Annotated in this window: 14 protein-coding genes, 1 tRNA gene and 1 pseudogene; 4 read left to right on the top strand and 12 right to left on the bottom strand. The window is 69.1% G+C overall.

What is annotated here, in order from left to right:
- Positions 1–19 precede the first annotated feature (19 nt).
- The 10 genes from rimP to TSO352_RS16170 form a co-directional block, all read right to left on the bottom strand.
- Positions 20–520 (bottom strand): ribosome maturation factor RimP, encoded by a 501-nt coding sequence (rimP, locus tag TSO352_RS16215; RefSeq protein ID WP_109108373.1) that lies wholly within the window; start codon positions 518–520, stop codon positions 20–22.
- A 296-nt stretch (positions 521–816) separates the two neighbouring features.
- Positions 817–1,530: a tRNA (guanine(46)-N(7))-methyltransferase TrmB gene (locus TSO352_RS16210; RefSeq protein WP_109110675.1), complete on the bottom strand. Its 714-nt coding sequence runs from the start codon at positions 1,528–1,530 to the stop codon at positions 817–819.
- 120 nt (positions 1,531–1,650) lie between these two features.
- On the bottom strand, positions 1,651–2,820 hold the full coding sequence (metK, locus tag TSO352_RS16205; protein ID WP_109108372.1) for a methionine adenosyltransferase: 1,170 nt from the start codon (positions 2,818–2,820) through the stop codon (positions 1,651–1,653).
- A gap of 226 nt (positions 2,821–3,046) precedes the next feature.
- A complete protein-coding gene (locus TSO352_RS16200; protein WP_109108371.1) occupies positions 3,047–3,541 on the bottom strand; it encodes a helix-turn-helix transcriptional regulator in 495 nt (164 codons plus the stop codon).
- 129 nt (positions 3,542–3,670) lie between these two features.
- The gene (gene lnt / locus TSO352_RS16195; protein ID WP_109108370.1) at positions 3,671–5,275 is read right to left on the bottom strand and encodes an apolipoprotein N-acyltransferase; all 1,605 of its coding nucleotides are present in this window, start codon (positions 5,273–5,275) and stop codon (positions 3,671–3,673) included.
- 176 nt (positions 5,276–5,451) lie between these two features.
- Entirely contained in the window at positions 5,452–6,408 is a 957-nt protein-coding gene (locus TSO352_RS16190) for a hemolysin family protein (protein ID WP_109108369.1), read from the bottom strand.
- Positions 6,405–6,911 (bottom strand): rRNA maturation RNase YbeY, encoded by a 507-nt coding sequence (gene ybeY, locus TSO352_RS16185; RefSeq protein WP_109108368.1) that lies wholly within the window; start codon positions 6,909–6,911, stop codon positions 6,405–6,407. Before ybeY ends, TSO352_RS16190 begins: the two co-directional genes overlap by 4 nt.
- On the bottom strand, positions 6,908–7,993 hold the full coding sequence (locus TSO352_RS16180) for a PhoH family protein (protein ID WP_247872201.1): 1,086 nt from the start codon (positions 7,991–7,993) through the stop codon (positions 6,908–6,910). Before TSO352_RS16180 ends, ybeY begins: the two co-directional genes overlap by 4 nt.
- The gene (gene miaB, locus TSO352_RS16175) at positions 7,990–9,438 is read right to left on the bottom strand and encodes a tRNA (N6-isopentenyl adenosine(37)-C2)-methylthiotransferase MiaB (protein WP_247872200.1); all 1,449 of its coding nucleotides are present in this window, start codon (positions 9,436–9,438) and stop codon (positions 7,990–7,992) included. Before miaB ends, TSO352_RS16180 begins: the two co-directional genes overlap by 4 nt.
- 181 nt (positions 9,439–9,619) lie before the next feature.
- Positions 9,620–10,300, bottom strand: a complete 681-nt coding sequence (locus TSO352_RS16170; RefSeq protein WP_109108367.1) for an N-acetyltransferase — start codon at positions 10,298–10,300, stop codon at positions 9,620–9,622.
- Between the two features lie 536 nt (positions 10,301–10,836).
- On the opposite strand from TSO352_RS16170, the gene apaG reads away from it, so the two are divergent.
- The 3 genes from apaG (at position 10,837) to ybaK (ending at position 12,896) form a co-directional block, all read left to right on the top strand.
- On the top strand, positions 10,837–11,229 hold the full coding sequence (gene apaG / locus TSO352_RS16165) for a Co2+/Mg2+ efflux protein ApaG (RefSeq protein WP_109108366.1): 393 nt from the start codon (positions 10,837–10,839) through the stop codon (positions 11,227–11,229).
- A 395-nt stretch (positions 11,230–11,624) separates the two neighbouring features.
- On the top strand, positions 11,625–12,257 hold the full coding sequence (gene folE, locus TSO352_RS16160) for a GTP cyclohydrolase I FolE (RefSeq protein WP_199231746.1): 633 nt from the start codon (positions 11,625–11,627) through the stop codon (positions 12,255–12,257).
- Positions 12,258–12,413: 156 nt separating this feature from the next.
- The gene (gene ybaK / locus TSO352_RS16155) at positions 12,414–12,896 is read left to right on the top strand and encodes a Cys-tRNA(Pro) deacylase (protein ID WP_199231636.1); all 483 of its coding nucleotides are present in this window, start codon (positions 12,414–12,416) and stop codon (positions 12,894–12,896) included.
- Between the two features lie 15 nt (positions 12,897–12,911).
- Here the strand turns inward: ybaK and TSO352_RS16150 are convergent.
- Both TSO352_RS16150 and TSO352_RS16145 read right to left on the bottom strand, forming a co-directional pair.
- Positions 12,912–12,988 (bottom strand) — tRNA-Arg (locus TSO352_RS16150).
- A 55-nt stretch (positions 12,989–13,043) separates the two neighbouring features.
- On the bottom strand, positions 13,044–13,757 hold the full coding sequence (locus TSO352_RS16145; protein ID WP_199231635.1) for a sulfite oxidase-like oxidoreductase: 714 nt from the start codon (positions 13,755–13,757) through the stop codon (positions 13,044–13,046).
- Between the two features lie 310 nt (positions 13,758–14,067).
- Between TSO352_RS16145 and TSO352_RS16140 the strand changes: the two are divergent.
- Positions 14,068–15,324: pseudogene (locus tag TSO352_RS16140) on the top strand (mechanosensitive ion channel protein); the annotation flags it as partial.

Raw genomic sequence — 15,324 nt, 5'->3', positions numbered from 1 at the left:
CCGGTCAGTCCTGAACCCGTCAGGCCTGGTGGCCGTCCTGCTGCTCCTGGCTGGCGCGGATCAGATCGTCCGTCAGCACCAGCTTGGCGCGCAGGATGTTGTCGAACTCCAGCCGGGCGGCTCCCTGTTCGGTATCGATGCACACCAGGCCGTCCTCGACGCCCTTCAGCATGCCCTTGAAACGTTTGCGGCCGTCGGCGGCCTGTCGGGTCTCAAGCCTGGCTTCGAAGCCGGCGAAACGCTCGAAATCCTTCAGTCGGGTCAGCGGCCGGTCGATGCCGGGCGAGCTGACCTCCAGTGTATAAGCCTCGCGGATCGGGTCTTCCACGTCCAGCAGGGCGGAAACGGACCGGCTGATGTCGGCGCAATCCTCGACCGTCATGGGCGCGCCGTCGGCGCGTTCCGCCATGATCTGGAGAACCGCGCGCTGGCCGCCGGAGATCTGAACGCGCACGACCTCATAGCCCATGGCTTCGATTGACGGCGTGATGATCTGTTCGATGCGACCTGAAGCGTCCATTCCACCTGACCTGAGCCTGCGGCCGGGATCGAACCGGACGAGGTTTCCACAACACGAGGTTTAGGAAGCGCGTGTTGCCACACGCTGATAAAAAAATAAGTGGGCAAAAGCCCACCCGCAAAGCGTCTCGCCGGCCCGGTTGCCCGGGCCGCCGATCCGTATGGGTTCTCAGAGGCTGAATATAGCCATTCCGCCCGAAGCCGCAAGCCTTTTCCGGAACGGTCGGTGCAACGGCCGCGATAAGCGTGACGGGCGGCTGGGGATCGGCGGCTGCGATGGACCGCGTTCAGGCGCGATCAGGCGCGCGGGCGGCGGACGAAGCGCAGGAAAACCGGCTTGCGGCCGGCGATGATCGCCTTTTCCTCGTAGCGCGTCGCCGGCCAATCGTCGGGCCGGACCCGCCAGTCCGCCGGGCGTCGGGCCGTCCATTCGAAGTCGGGGTGCTTGACCGTGTGTTCCAGCATCCAGCGCACCAGACCCATGTCGTCGCTGGCCAGCCGCAGCTCCGCCCCGTCCTTCAGCACGCGGGCCAGCCGCGGCAGGTTCTCCGGCCCGATGAAGCGGCGGTCGGCGTGGCGCTTCTTCGGCCAGGGGTCGGCGAACAGCACGAAGGCGCGGCCGATCGACGCGTCCGGCAGGGCATCCAGCAGCGGCCGGGCATCGTCGGGCAGGACCCGGACATTGTCCTCCAGCCCGTCATCCTCCAGCAGGCCGAGCAGGGCGGCGACCCCGTTGACGAAGGGTTCGGCGCCGATGATGCCGACGTCCGGGTTGTGGCGCGCCTGCCAGGCGAGGTGATGGCCGCTGCCGAACCCGACCTCCAGCCAGATGTCGCGCCTGGGGGCTGCGAACAGGGTCGCCGGATCCAGGCGGTCGCCGGGCTTGGGCACCGGGATCTCCAGGGTCGGCAGCAGCGTGCCGATCAGCTCCGTCCGGCGCTTGCGCAGCGGGCGGCCCTTGCGGCGTCCGAACAGGCGGGTGCCGGAGTCGGGGCCCAGATCGGGGGACATGGGATCGGACGGCTTGGGATCGGTCATGGCGGGACGCAGTTCGGAAAAGAGGGGGTCTCTAAAAAAGAACGCAGGGGCCGTTTCCGGCCCCTGCGTTTCCCAAGACACGGATGTGCGCGTTCAGGTGAAGGCGGTGCGCAGATCGGCGACCAGGTCGGTCTTCTCCCAGGAGAAGCCGCCGTCCACGTCCGGCTCGCGGCCGAAATGGCCGTAGGCGGCCGTGCGGGCGTAGATCGGCTTGTTCAGGCCCAGATGCGTGCGGATGCCGCGCGGGCTGAGGTCGACCAGCTGCTGCAGCACGTCGGACAGACGGTCCTCGTCGACGTTGCCGGTGCCGTGGGTGTCGACATAGACCGACAGCGGCTTCGACACGCCGATGGCGTAGGACACCTGGATCGTGCACTTCTCCGCCAGCTCCGCCGCAACGACGTTCTTGGCGAGGTAGCGCGCGGCGTAGGCCGCCGAACGGTCGACCTTGGTCGGGTCCTTGCCGGAGAAGGCGCCGCCGCCGTGCGGGGCCGCGCCGCCGTAGGTGTCGACGATGATCTTGCGCCCGGTCAGGCCGGCGTCGCCGTCCGGACCGCCGATGACGAAGCGGCCGGTCGGGTTGACGTACAGGTTCGGCGCATCGCACATCCAGCCTTCCGGCAGGCAGTTCACGATGTGCGGCAGCACGATCTCACGCACGGCGTCCTGGTCCAGCCCCTCGGCGTGCTGGGTCGACAGCACGATGGCGGTGGCGCGGGTCGGCTTGCCGTTGATGTACTGCAGCGTCACCTGGCTCTTGGCGTCGGGACCGAGCTGCGGGGCGGCGCCGGAATGGCGCGCTTCGGCCAGCGACTTCAGGATGGCGTGGGAGTAGTAGATCGGCGCGGGCATCAGCGCCGGGGTTTCCCGGCAGGCGTAGCCGAACATGATGCCCTGGTCGCCGGCACCCTCGTCCTTGTTGCCGGCGGCGTCGACACCGACGGCGATGTCGGCGGACTGGGAGTGGACGAAGCACTTGACGTCCATCTTTTCCCAGTGGAAGCCGTCCTGCTCGTAGCCGATGTCCTTCACCGCGGCGCGGGCGACTTCGACCATCTGCTCGGCTTTGATGCTGTCGGGCCCGCGGACTTCGCCGGCCAGCACGACCTGGTTGGTGGTGGCGAGCGTCTCCACCGCGACGCGCGCGTGGGGGTCGTGCGAAAGATAGAGGTCGACGATGGCGTCGGAGATGCGGTCACAAACCTTGTCGGGATGACCTTCCGACACGGACTCGCTGGTGAAGACATAATTCAGCTTTGCCACGGGGAACCTCGGCATTCGGCGGCGCGCTATTTCATAAGTCGAAACGACAGATCGGTACAGCGGCCGCAGGACACCGATCCAAGACCGGTTTTGACAAGGAATTTCCCCGAGGTCAAGAAAACTGCCGGTGGCAGTTCGGGACCCCTTGGCGCACCGCACGTAGACGAAGGGGGAGCGCGGTCAAGCCGCGCGTTCCCCCGTTCGGCGAAGGCAAGGCCGTGTGGTGTTACGCCGCAGCTTCGGCCACGGCGGCGCTGGCGACGGCCTTGGTCAGCTCGAACAGGCGCTTGCGCACCGACGGATCGCTGATCTTGTAGTAGGCACGGACCAGTTCCAGCGTCTCGCGCTTGGCCATCGGGTCGGGCTCGTAAGCGCCGGCGGCCCGCTCTTCGACGGGGTTGCCGTCCTCATCGTCCTCGACCCGGGCGGCGGCGGCGTCGGCCGGCATGTCGTCGAAGAAGAACGACACCGGCACGTCCAGGACGCGGCTGAGATCGAACAGGCGGGACGCGCCGATGCGGTTCGCGCCGCGTTCGTACTTCTGCACCTGCTGGAAGGTCAGGCCGATGGCCTCGCCCAGCTTCTCCTGGCTCATTCCGAGCAAAGTGCGGCGCAGACGGACGCGGGATCCGACATGCACGTCGATCGGATTCGGCTTTCCGGTCTTCGGACGGCCGGCACCCGCACGGCGCCCGCGCGGCGCTCCAGTTTCTGTTTGCATCTCGTCTATCCCTGTAACGGTTGTGCAACCTAGTTAAGACATATCCACGTATGCAGTCAAGTGTGCTTGCGTCAAACCTGTCACACGAATTTTCTTCACACGTGGGGGCGGAATGCCCGTATTGCGGCGTCACCGGTGATATCGCGAGACCAAGGACCCAAAGAAACAGGCAATAAGCAGTATGCCGAACATCCAGTCCCTAATACGGGCGTAGGGTGTGGCTCCCTGCGGTGCTTTCGGTAACGTGGTATCGATGAACCCTCGCTCACCCAGACCGAGCAATTGTTGCACACGTCCGTAGGCGTCGACCACCCCGGAAATTCCCGTATTCGCCACGCGCACGAGCGGCAGCCCTTCCTCGACGGCCCGGACCTGGTTGATGGCGAAATGCTGGTGCGGTCCGGCGGTGTGGCCGTACCAGGCGTCGTTGGTCAGGTTCAGCAGCCATTGCGGCCGGTCGGTACCGTCGATCACCGCGCCGGGGAAGATGCCCTCGTAGCAGATCAGCGGGCTGAGGGGGGGCAGGTCCGTCCCCAGGTGAAGGGTGCGCGGTCCGGGGCCGGGGGAGAACTCGGCCCCGTTGGTGGCGATGGCGTCGACCGGCACCCAGCGGCGCAGCGGCATGTACTCGCCGAAGGGGACGAGGTGGAACTTGTCGAAGCTGCCGACCACCGCGCCGCTGCCGTCCACCGCGATCAGACTGTTGTAATAATGCCGCTCACCGGAGGTATCGAGGTCGGTGCGCGGCGCCCCGGTGATCAGCAACCCGCCGGACGGTATGACCGAGGCCAGGGCCTGCCGCACCCGCGCGTCGTCCTCGACGAAGAAGGGGACGGCGGTCTCCGGCCAGATGATCACGTTCGGCGGCGGGGCCGACGGATCGACGGGCGGTGCGGCCGACAGGGCGAGGTGGCTCTGGAAATGCTGAACCCGCTCGGCCGGCGCCCATTTCAGCCGCTGGTCGATGGCGGCCTGGACCAGCCGCAGCCGAACGCCGGGCACCGGCTCGTCCACCGCGCCGGCCAGCCGCCACGTTCCCCAGCCGCCCAGCGCCGCCAGCAGCGCCAGTCCGGCGGCGAACCCCGCCCAGGCGCGGCGCGGCGTGCTGGCAGGGTCGGGCAGGGCGGCGGGCAGCGACGCCACCAGCACCGTCACCAGGGTCAGGCCATAGATACCGATCAGCGCCGCGGTCTGCAGCACCGGCAGCACCCCGACCCAGCCATAGCCGATCAGGTTCCATGGGAAACCGGTGAGGACATGGCCGCGCAGCCATTCCCACAGGCACCAGCAGGCGGCGAACAGCAGCGGCCGGGCCAGACCGCCGCCGGCGCCGCGACCCCGCAGCGCGTGGAAGGTCAGGGTGGCGGCGCCGCTGAACATCGCCAGCAGGATGGGCAGCCCGACCGCCGACAGCGGCAGCGCCCACCAGAATCGCCCGATGTCGGTGAACAGGGCGGCGCTGATCCAGTAGAGCCCCAGCAGATGGTGGCCGAACCCGAAGAACCAGCCGATGGCGAAGGCGCTGCGCCCGCTCCGCGCGCCCTCCAGCAGCCAGATCAGGCCCGGGAAGGCGACCAGCAGGACCGGCAGCGCGTCCACCGGCGGCAGCGCAAGGGTGGCGAGCCCGCCCAGGGCGGCGGCGGCGGCCAGCCGGCGCCAGCCGGACAGCGCGGCAAGACGCATGGAGACGCGGCCCAGCCGGGCCGGGACGGGCAGCGTGTCGGTGACGGTCAAAGCGGAAACTCCGGCAGCGGCAGCGAGCGGCGCCGGGGGTGCGGCGCCATGGGTGGTGCGGCGCCATAGGTAATGCCGCGCGGGATGGCAGCCAAGCCTGCTGTGGCGGGTGGCGACGGGGGGCCGTCACCAGCCGGAGAGAAGCACCAGGGGGAGAGGGGTGTCGGCGCTGCCGCTCACCCGGTCTCCGCCAGTTCCACGCTGTTGGCCGGGACGTTGTGGACACGCAGGCGCTTCAGCCGGCGGGAGTCGGCGTCGACGATCTCGAACTCCAGTCCGGAGGGGTGGACCAGCCGTTCGCCGAGGCCGGGCACGCGGCCGGCGATGGAGACCACCAGCCCACCCAGCGTGTCGATGTCCTCGCGCTCCTCCTCGGTCAGCACCGGGCCGACCCGCTCCTCGAAATCCTCGATCGGCAGGCGGGCGTCGGCGATCAGGCTGCCGTCGGGGCGTTCGACCAGCCGCGGGGCGGTCGCCTCGTCATGCTCGTCCTCGATCTCGCCGACGATCTCCTCGACCAGATCCTCGATGGTGACGAGGCCGTCGATGCCGCCGAACTCGTCCACCACCAGCGCCAGATGCTGGCGGGTCTGCCGCATCTGCACCAGCAGGTCGAGGACATGCATGGAGGGCGCGACGATCTTCGCCTCGCGGATGATGCCGGACAGGTCGGGCTTGTGGCGCAGCCCCTCGGGCGCGATGGCCTGCTGGGCCAGCAGGGTCAGCACATCCTTGATGTGGATGACGCCGACCACGTCGTCCAGCGTGTCGCGGTACACCGGCAGACGGGAATGCCCCTCCTCGGCGACGCGCTGGACCAGGGCGGGGAAGGGGGTGTCGATGTCGACGGCGACGATGTCGACGCGCGGGACCATCACGTCGACGACGGTGCGGTCGCGCAGCTTGAGGATGTTGGTGAGCAGCGCGCGCTCGCCGGCCCCCAGCGACTCCTCCCCCTCCTCGCCGGCGGCGTCGTCCAGCCCGGCGATCAGTTCCTCGATCGTGCCGCGCAGGGACGTGTCTTCCCGCCCACCCCAGACGGTGCGGATCCACCCCTTGAACAGGTGGCCCAGGGAATGGTCTTCGGCCCCGTGGTCATCACGGGGCGTGCGACTGTCGGATATCTCGCTCATTGGTCCGGTGGTTGGTGGTTGGCGGCGTAGGGGTCGGCGATTCCGAGGGTGGCGAGCAGCCGGGTTTCCAGCGCCTCCATCTCCTCGGCCTCGTCGTCCGATTCGTGATCATAGCCCAGCAGATGCAGAACACCATGCATCACAAGGTGAGTCATGTGGTCGGCGAAGGCTTTTCCTTGTTCGGATGCCTCGCGCGCGACGGTTTCATAGGCCAGGATGACGTCGCCCAGCATCACCGGGACGCCCTCTTCCGGGTCCGGCTCCTCGGCTTCGGTCAGGGCGAAGGACAGCACGTTGGTCGGCTTGTCCTTGCCGCGATACTCGCGGTTCAGGCGGTGGACCAGCGCGTCGTCGGCCAGCACGACCGACAGTTCGGCCGGGCCGTCCGCGTCGTCGTAGGTGGCGCCGAGCGCCGCCAGGGCGGCGCGTTCGGCCAGCCAGTCGGCGTCCTCGGCCCAGTCGCCGGCTTCACGTGAAACAGTGACGTCGACCGCGCTGGTCATTCCGGTTCTCCAACGATCCTGGCGTCATCGGTGGTCATTCCGGTGTCGGACGCGGCCCGGCGCGCCTGCTTGCGCGCCTCCGCCCGGGCATCGGCCTGGTCATAGGCGCGGATGATGCGGGCGACCATCGGGTGACGGACCACGTCGGCGTCGGTGAAGCGGACGAAGCGCGCGCCCTCCACCCCCTGCAGGATCTCCAGCGCGTCGCGCAGGCCCGACCGGGTGCCGGTGGGCAGGTCGATCTGCGAGATGTCGCCGGTGACGACCATGCGACCGCCCTCGCCCAGGCGGGTGAGGAACATCTTCATCTGCATCGGCGTGGTGTTCTGCGCCTCGTCCAGGATGACGAAGGCGTTGCCCAGCGTCCGGCCGCGCATGAAGGCGAGCGGCGCGATCTCGATCTCGCCGGATTCCAGCCGCTTTTTCACCTGTTCCGCCGGCAGCATGTCGTGCAGCGCGTCGTAGAGCGGGCGCAGGTAGGGATCGACCTTTTCCTTCAGGTCGCCGGGCAGGAAGCCCAGACGCTCCCCGGCCTCCACCGCCGGGCGGGACAGGACGATGCGGTCGACCTGGCCGGTGGTCAGCAGCGCCACCCCGTGGGCGACCGCCAGATAGGTCTTGCCGGTGCCGGCGGGGCCGAGCCCGAACACCAGCTCGCTTTCCGCCAGGGCCTGGAGATAGGCGGCCTGGGTCGGCGAGCGCGGGGTGATCGGACCGCGCCGGCGGGTGCGCAGCGCGATCTCGGCCCGGGTGATGGTGGCCTGGGCAGCGCTGCGCGGCTCGTCCGCACCCGGCGTCGAGCCGCCGTCGGCGGTCGCCATGCGGACGGCGCCGTCGACCTCGCCGCCGTCGATGGTCTGGCCACGGGTCAGCCGGGCGTACAGCGTGTTCAGCGCCGCCTGCGCGGTTTCGGCGGCTTCGGGCGGGCCGGAAATGGTCAGGGTGTTCCCGCGCGAGATCAGCGACACGCCCAGAAGGGTTTCGATGCGGGCGAGGTTGCGGTCATGCTCGCCATACAGCATCGGCAGCAGCCGGTTGTCGTCGAATTGAACGTCGATACGCCGTTCGGGCTGACCGTTCAAGCGCTGGCCTCCAGAGTTTGGGTGACGGGACCGGTGGGCGCCAACCCGATGGAAGATGGCCCGATGGCAGACGTCGAGAATTCGCCGGTGGCGACGGTGCCGGCAAGGCTGTTGGCCAGGGCGGCGTCGACCCGCACCGTGACGATGCGGCCGAGCAGCCGCTCGTTCGCCTCGGCGTGGACCGACTGCATCCACGGGCTGCGGCCGAGCAGCTGGCCGCTGCGGCGGCCGACCCGGTCGAACAGCACCGGCACGGTGCGGCCGATGAAGCCGTGGTTGAAGGCGACCTGCTGCGCATTGATCAACTGCTGCAGCGCGGCCAGCCGGGCCTCCTTCACCTCCTCCGACAGCTGGGCGCCGTCCACCGCCGCCGGGGTGCCCGGGCGCGGGCTGTATTTGAAGGTGTAGGCCTGGGCATAGCCGACCTCGGTCACCAGCTTCAGCGTCGCCGCGAAATCGGCGTCGCTCTCGCCGGGGAAGCCGACGATGAAGTCGCCGGACAGCGCGAGGTCGGGCTTGGCGGTGCGCAGCCGGTCGACCAGCCGGCGGTAATCGTCGGCGGTGTGCTTGCGGTTCATCGCCGCCAGGATGCGGTCCGACCCGGCCTGCACCGGCAGATGCAGGTAGGGCATCAGCTGCGGCACCTCGGCATGGGCGCGGATCAGGTCGTCGTCCATGTCGCGGGGATGCGAGGTGGTGTAGCGGATGCGCTCCAGCCCGTCGATCTCCGCCAGCTCCCGCACCAGCCGGCCGAGGCCCCAGCTGCCGCCGTCCGGCCCGTCGCCGTGCCAGGCGTTGACGTTCTGGCCCAGCAGGTTGATCTCGCGCGTGCCGCCGGCGACCAGGCGCCGGGCCTCCGCCAGGATCTGGGCCGCCGGGCGGGAGAACTCGGCGCCGCGGGTGTAGGGCACCACGCAGAAGGTGCAGAACTTGTCACAGCCCTCCTGCACCGCCAGGAAGGCGGAGACGCCCTGGCTCGCCGCCTCCTCGGGCAGGAAGTCGAACTTGGATTCGGCGGGGAAGTCGGTGTTCAGCACGCTGCCGGCGGCGCGGCTGGCCTTGGCCACCATCTCCGGCAGGGTGTGGTAGGTCTGCGGGCCGAAGACCATGTCGACGAAGGGCGCGCGGGCGACGATCTCCTCGCCCTCGGCCTGGGCGACGCAGCCGGCGACGGCGAGGATCATCCGGCCGTCCTGGCCGTCGGTCTCACCCCTGGCAGCGGCGGCGGCCTTGCCGTCCTTCAGGATCCGCAGCCGGCCCAGCTCGGAAAAGACCTTCTCGGCCGCCTTTTCGCGGATGTGGCAGGTGTTGAGGATCACCATGTCGGCGCCGTCCGGTTCATCGACCGGTTGGTAGCCCAGCGGTGCCAGGACGTCCGCCATGCGGGCGGAGTCATAGACGTTCATCTGGCAGCCCCAGGTCTTGATGAACAGCTTCTTGGTCAACCCGCACCCTTCCGCTCAGAACAAAAACGAATAGCGCGCTCACGATGCTGCGTGGCGCGCCGCACGCCGTCCGACCGGCGCCGCTCCTGAAGAGATGGTATCGCGTGTGGGGCTTAACGAGTCAATCCCGCTCCGCCCCACCCATGTTTGCAAAGACGGCGTTTTCCGCAATCCGAAAGCGTCACGCCGCCCCGGCTTGCAGTCCGCCGCGCCAGAACCAGTCGGTCCGCACCCGGTCAGTCCAGACTCGCTCCGTCGCCGTCCGGCTGAACAGAAAGCTGAAAGGGACGGAGGTGTCTCCCGCCAGGTTGGCCGCCATGGTGGCCGGCACGGCCATCGGCCGGCCCAGCGCGTCGGCCTTCGGCGCCTGGCCGATCATGCCGGCGACGCCGCTCAGCGCGCCGTCGACCAGCTCCAGGCCCAGCAGCCGGTTCATGTCGACCGGGCCGGGCATCTGCATGCCCAGCGTCAGCGCGCGGGAGAAGCCGAACCGCTCGTAATAGGGGGCGTCGCCGACCAGGATGACCGACTTGTGGCCGAGCGCCACCGCCTTGTTCAGGCTCATCCGGATCAGCTTGCTGCCGAGCCCGCTGCCCTGGAGGTGCGCCGCCACCGCGATGGGGCCGAGCAGCAGGGTCGGGGTGGTGCCGCCGACCAGGATCGGCCAATAGCGGATGGTGCCCACCACGATCTCGTGGCCGTGCTCGTCATGCTCGATGGCGACGAGGTTCAGCGCCGGGATGGAGTCGACGCCGTCGCGCAGCCGGTAGGCGGTCTTGTTGAAGCGGTCGGGGCCGAACGACGCGTCCAGCAGGGCTTCGATGGCGGCGGCGTGCTTCGGCTCTTCGACGATGATGATCATGCGTGGGGCTCCCGGCGGGAAGAAAGTCTTCTCAGAAGGCTTTTGAAGGGCGGATCGCGCCGCCGCCGGAAGGCCGGGGGTGTCAGGTCCCCGATGTGCCTTTGGCGTTCGCACGCGACCCAAGGACGGCCGCAACCGCGTATCGCGGTGCGAGGCTCCGTCGTCGGATGCGAAGGACGTGCGAACGAGACATGGACAAGGCTCATCGGCCGTTGCTGGGACTTGCGCATATATCATCGTCGCCCCCCCGTCGCAAGACCATGCTGACCCGGACATCCTGCATGACTGTGTCAATGTCCGTGCGTGGCCTGGAATCGGTTTGGGATGGTGATGTCGCGGGAGTGGCCGCCCCGGCTTTTCCCCGGCTTTTCCATTGTCGTACCACTTGGTGGACCGCCGGCCCGCGGCCCTCCGGCCCCCTGGATTCTGGACAGTGGGGAGGGGCAGACTTTATTCTGCGCCGTATCGCCGCTCGGCTCCCGGACCCCGTCCGCGGAACCCCTTGCCGCCGGACCGCCCGCAACCGGATCCCCGCCATGTACACCGCCGTCACCCACGACATCCGCATCACCGTCCAGCCGGTGTTCCTGGAAGACCAGTCCGCCCCGGCCGAAGGGCGCTTCGTCTGGGCCTATCACGTCCGCATCGAGAATGAGGGGAACGAGACGGTGCGGCTGCGCACCCGCCACTGGCGCATCACCGACGCCATGGGCCGCGTGCAGGAGGTGCGGGGGCCCGGCGTCGTCGGCGAACAGCCGGTGCTGGAGCCGGGCGGCCACTTCGAATACACCAGCGGCACCCCGCTCGGCACGCCGTCCGGCATCATGGCCGGCAGCTATGGCATGGAGGGGGCGGACGGCCGTTCCTTCGACGTGACCATCCCGGCCTTCTCGCTCGACAGCCCGCACCAGCCGATGCAGCTCAACTGACGGCCGGAACCGGAAAAGAAACCTCAAGGTTGCATTTTATCTGGACTTTGACAACCACACTTGCCGTCCGTATCTTGAAAGCCATAGGACGGGAACCATGTTGGGACTCCCGAAGAACGACGCGATGGGCTGCCCGGACCGGAGCGGCCATCCGGTCCGGCTCGCGGGGCGGCGGCCTGTCCGGCCTTTGAGCCGGCGGCCAAACCGGCTTTCGGGCTGGCGGCCAAACCGGCTTTCGAGCCGGCGGAATGATCCACCGGGGTTCCCGCTCCGTACAGACGCTACACACCGATGGGCGCGTTGCGCGGTTCCCGCCGCCGGCCTGGCGCAAGGCGCTGCCCAGCCATGGAAAGGAAGTCCCCGTGACGGCTACCAAGACTCCGCTCGCCGAGAACGTGCTTCGCGGCCCCGGCCGGCCCCGTCCCGACGCGCCCGCCATCGCCAAGCCGTCCCGTGCCGAGGCGGAGGACGCGGTTCGCACGCTGATCCGCTGGGCGGGCGACGACCCGTCGCGCGAGGGGCTGGTCGGCACGCCAGACCGCGTCGTCCGCTCCTACGAGGAGTTCTTCGCCGGCTACGGCATCGACCCGGTCGAGATCCTGTCGCGCACCTTCGAGGAGACCGACGGCTACGACGAGATGGTCGTGCTGCGCGACATCCGCGTCGAATCCTACTGCGAGCACCACATGGTGCCGATCATCGGCAAGGCGCACGTCGCCTACCTGCCGCGCCGCCGCGTCGTCGGCATCTCCAAGCTGGCGCGTCTGGTCGAGGCCTACGGCAAGCGCCTGCAGATCCAGGAGAAGATGACGGCGCAGATCGCCAACACCATCGACGAGGTCCTCCAGCCTGAGGGCGTCGCCGTGGTGGTCGAGGCGCAGCACCAGTGCATGACCACCCGCGGCGTCCACAAGACCGGCGTGACCATGGTGACCAGCCGCATGCTCGGCGCCTTCCGCACCGACCCGTCGACACGCCGCGAGTTCCTGACGATGATCGGCAACCCGTCCTCGCGCGGGATGGAGTGATCCTCGCGCCGGTGCCCCCTCCCTCTCCCGCGATCGGACGGACCTTCGGTCCGCCGGGAGCGGGGGAGGGTTGGGGAGGGGGCAAAGCCCCTTGCCACCGCGTCGGCCGCTCTGCCAAGCTCGCGGCCGTGATCGGGCAGTGAACGGATGCTGGGCATGGCGGCGAAGGTGACACCGGCGGTCAACGCGGCGAAGGCGGCGGGCGTCGCCTTCCGGTTGATGGAGTACGACTACGACCCGTCGGCCGACGCCATCGGCCTGCACGCGGCGGAATCGCTCGGACTCGACCCCGCCATCGTCTACAAGACGCTGATCGTCCAGCTGGAGCCCAAGGGGCTGGCCTGCGCCGTGATCCCGGTCGCCGCCAAGCTCGACCTCAAGGCGATCGCCGCGGCGGCCAAGGCGAAGAAGGCCGATCTGGCCGACCCGGCGCTGGCGGAAAAAACCACCGGTTTCCTGGTCGGCGGCATCAGTCCGCTCGGCCAGAAAAAGGCGCTGCCGACCTTCATCGATGTGAGCGCCGAAGCGCTGCCGGAGATGGTGGTGAACGGTGGCCGCCGCGGCCTGCAAATCCTGCTGGCGCCGGCCGATCTGGCCAAGGCGGCGAAGGCGACGGTCTGCGCGATCGTCGCCCATTGACGGATAAGATTGCGGTGGTGACCCCGGCAGGACTCGAACCTGCTGCCTCAAGTTTAGGAAACTCGCGCTCTATCCTGATGAGCTACGGGGCCACGGGCCGCACCTTAACGTTTTCGCTCCCGCGGTGAAAGTGGGTTTTCCCGCCCTTCAGTCCGAATAGCGCTCCTCCGTCCACGGGTCGGCGTGGTTGTGATAGCCACGGACCTCCCAGTAGCCCCTGCGGTCGCCGGCCAGCAGCTCGATCCGCTTCACCCACTTGGCGCTCTTCCAGAAATACAGCTTGGGCAGCACGACGCGCACCGGCCCGCCATGGTCGCGGCTGATCGGCTGGCCTTCCCAGCTCGTCGCCAGCAGCACGCCGTCATCGTCGAAATCCGGCAGCGCGACGTTGGTGGTGTAGCCGTCGAAGGAGTGGAAGACGACGAAGCGCGCCTCCGGCTTCGGCCGGGCCAGCTCCAGCAGGCGGCGGGCGCTGACACCCTCCCACTGGTTGTCGTAGCGCGACCAGGTGGTGACGCAGTGGATGTCGGAGACGAAGCGCTCCTGCGGTTGGGCCTGGAAATCCTCCCAGCGCCAGGACAGCGGGTTCTCCACCAGCCCGTCGACCGTCAGCGTCCAGTTGCCGGTGGTCACCTTGGGCGTGATGCCGAGGTCGAGCACCGGCCAGTCCGTCACCAGCCGCTGGCCGGGCGGCAGCCGGTCGCGCGCCGGGTCGGCGGCGTTGCCGGTGAGCGCGCGGCCGTCGCGGGCCCATTGCTCCTTGGTGGCGACCAGCTTGTCGCGGACGGCGCCCTCGCGTTCGACCGGGCCGTCCGATCCGTTGCCGGGCTCGTCATTGGCTCCTGCGGGTGTGTCGGTCATGGCGGTTCCCTGTGGTGTCGGCCCACATCTCGTCATCCCAGCCATGGAGGTCAAGCATGGGGGTCAAGCATGGGCACGGCTTAAAAAAGGTACGGATGGCCGGGTTGGCAAGCGGAAGCGGGAGACGTACCTTCCCGAAGCCCGGCTTATTCGAGCCACAGTTCCGGGTGATGGTTCCCGCCGCCCAATTCCGTGGATATTGGCCGGCCGGGAGCCCCCCGCCGCCCGTTTTCAAGACCAGTCGAGTGATTTGCCGATGATCCGGTTCGCAGCGCCCGTCGCACGCACGCCCTTCGCACGCGCTTGGCGTTTGTCCATTTCCGGCGGCTTGGCCGTCCTGCTGCTTGTCGCCCTGCTGTTCGGCGTGGCGGCACCCACCCTGGCCGCCGCGTCCACGCCCGCACCCGCCGCTGCCGCACCAGCGCCGGCCGGCGGCGCGTCGGCCCCGGCCCAGGGTGGGCCCCAGGGCGGGGCTGTCCCCGTCGTGGTCGACGAGGCGACCATCCACCAGCTTGAATCCATGGTCTCGACGCTGGAGAACCAGGACGCGCGGACCCAGCTGGTGACGCAGCTGCGCAGCCTGATCGCCGCCCAGCGCGGCCTCGCCCAGGCCAAGGAGGCGGAGGGTGAGTCGGCCCTGCCGCAGACCATCGGCGCCCGCGCGCTGTCCTTCCTGGCGGCGCGCATGGATGTGGTCAGCCGCCAGCTGGTGCAGGTGGTCAACGTCTTCTCCGACCTGCCGGGGGCGCTGTCCTGGGTCCAGCGGCAGGCGAGCGACGACACCGCGCGCGAGCGCTGGGTGCAGATCGGCGTCCAACTGGCGATGATCCTCGGCATCGGCGCGGTGGTCGGCCGCGGGGTGGCGTGGCTGCTCAGCCGGCCGCGGCGGGCGCTGGCGTCGCGCCACATCGGCTCCACCCTGCTGCGCGTGCCGCTGCTGCTGGGCCGCGCCGTGCTGGAACTGGCGCCGATCGTCGGCTTCATCGTCGTCGCCTACACCATCCTGTCGGTGACCGAACCGGCGCCGCGCGTGCGTCTGGTGGCGCTGGCGGTGGTCAACGCCACCGTCATCACCCAGGCGCTGCTGATCCTGGTGCGGATGCTGTTCTCGCCCGACACCGCCAACCTGCGGCTGGTCCACACCAGCGACGAGGGGGCGCAGCGCTGCTATGTCTGGTCGCGCCGGCTGATCGCCGCCGCGGTCTACGGCTATTTCCTGGCCGAGGGCGCCTATGTGCTGGGGCTGCCGCTGGGCGCCTACGGCGCTCTGCTGAAGCTGCTGGGCGTCGTCATCGCCGGCATGCTGATCGTGCTGATCCTGCAGAACCGTGCCAGCGTCGCCGCCTGGATGCGCGGCAACCCGCTGTCGGGCGACGGCGACCCGGTCGCCACCGCGCGGCGCGAGGCGGAAGGGCAGGGCGCGGTCCTGCGCTCCGCCCGCCGCCGCTTCGCCGAGATCTGGCACGTGCTGGCCATCCTCTACGTCGTGGTGACCTTCGGCGTCTGGGTGCTGAACGTCTATGGCGGGTTCGAGTATCTGGCCCGCGGCACCGCCGTAACCGTCCTG

This window comes from Azospirillum sp. TSO35-2 (assembly GCF_003116095.1).
Classification (GTDB): Bacteria; Pseudomonadota; Alphaproteobacteria; order Azospirillales; family Azospirillaceae; genus Azospirillum.
The sequence above is the reverse complement of the archived record's forward strand: the minus strand, read 5'-3'. Positions and strand labels throughout refer to the sequence as shown.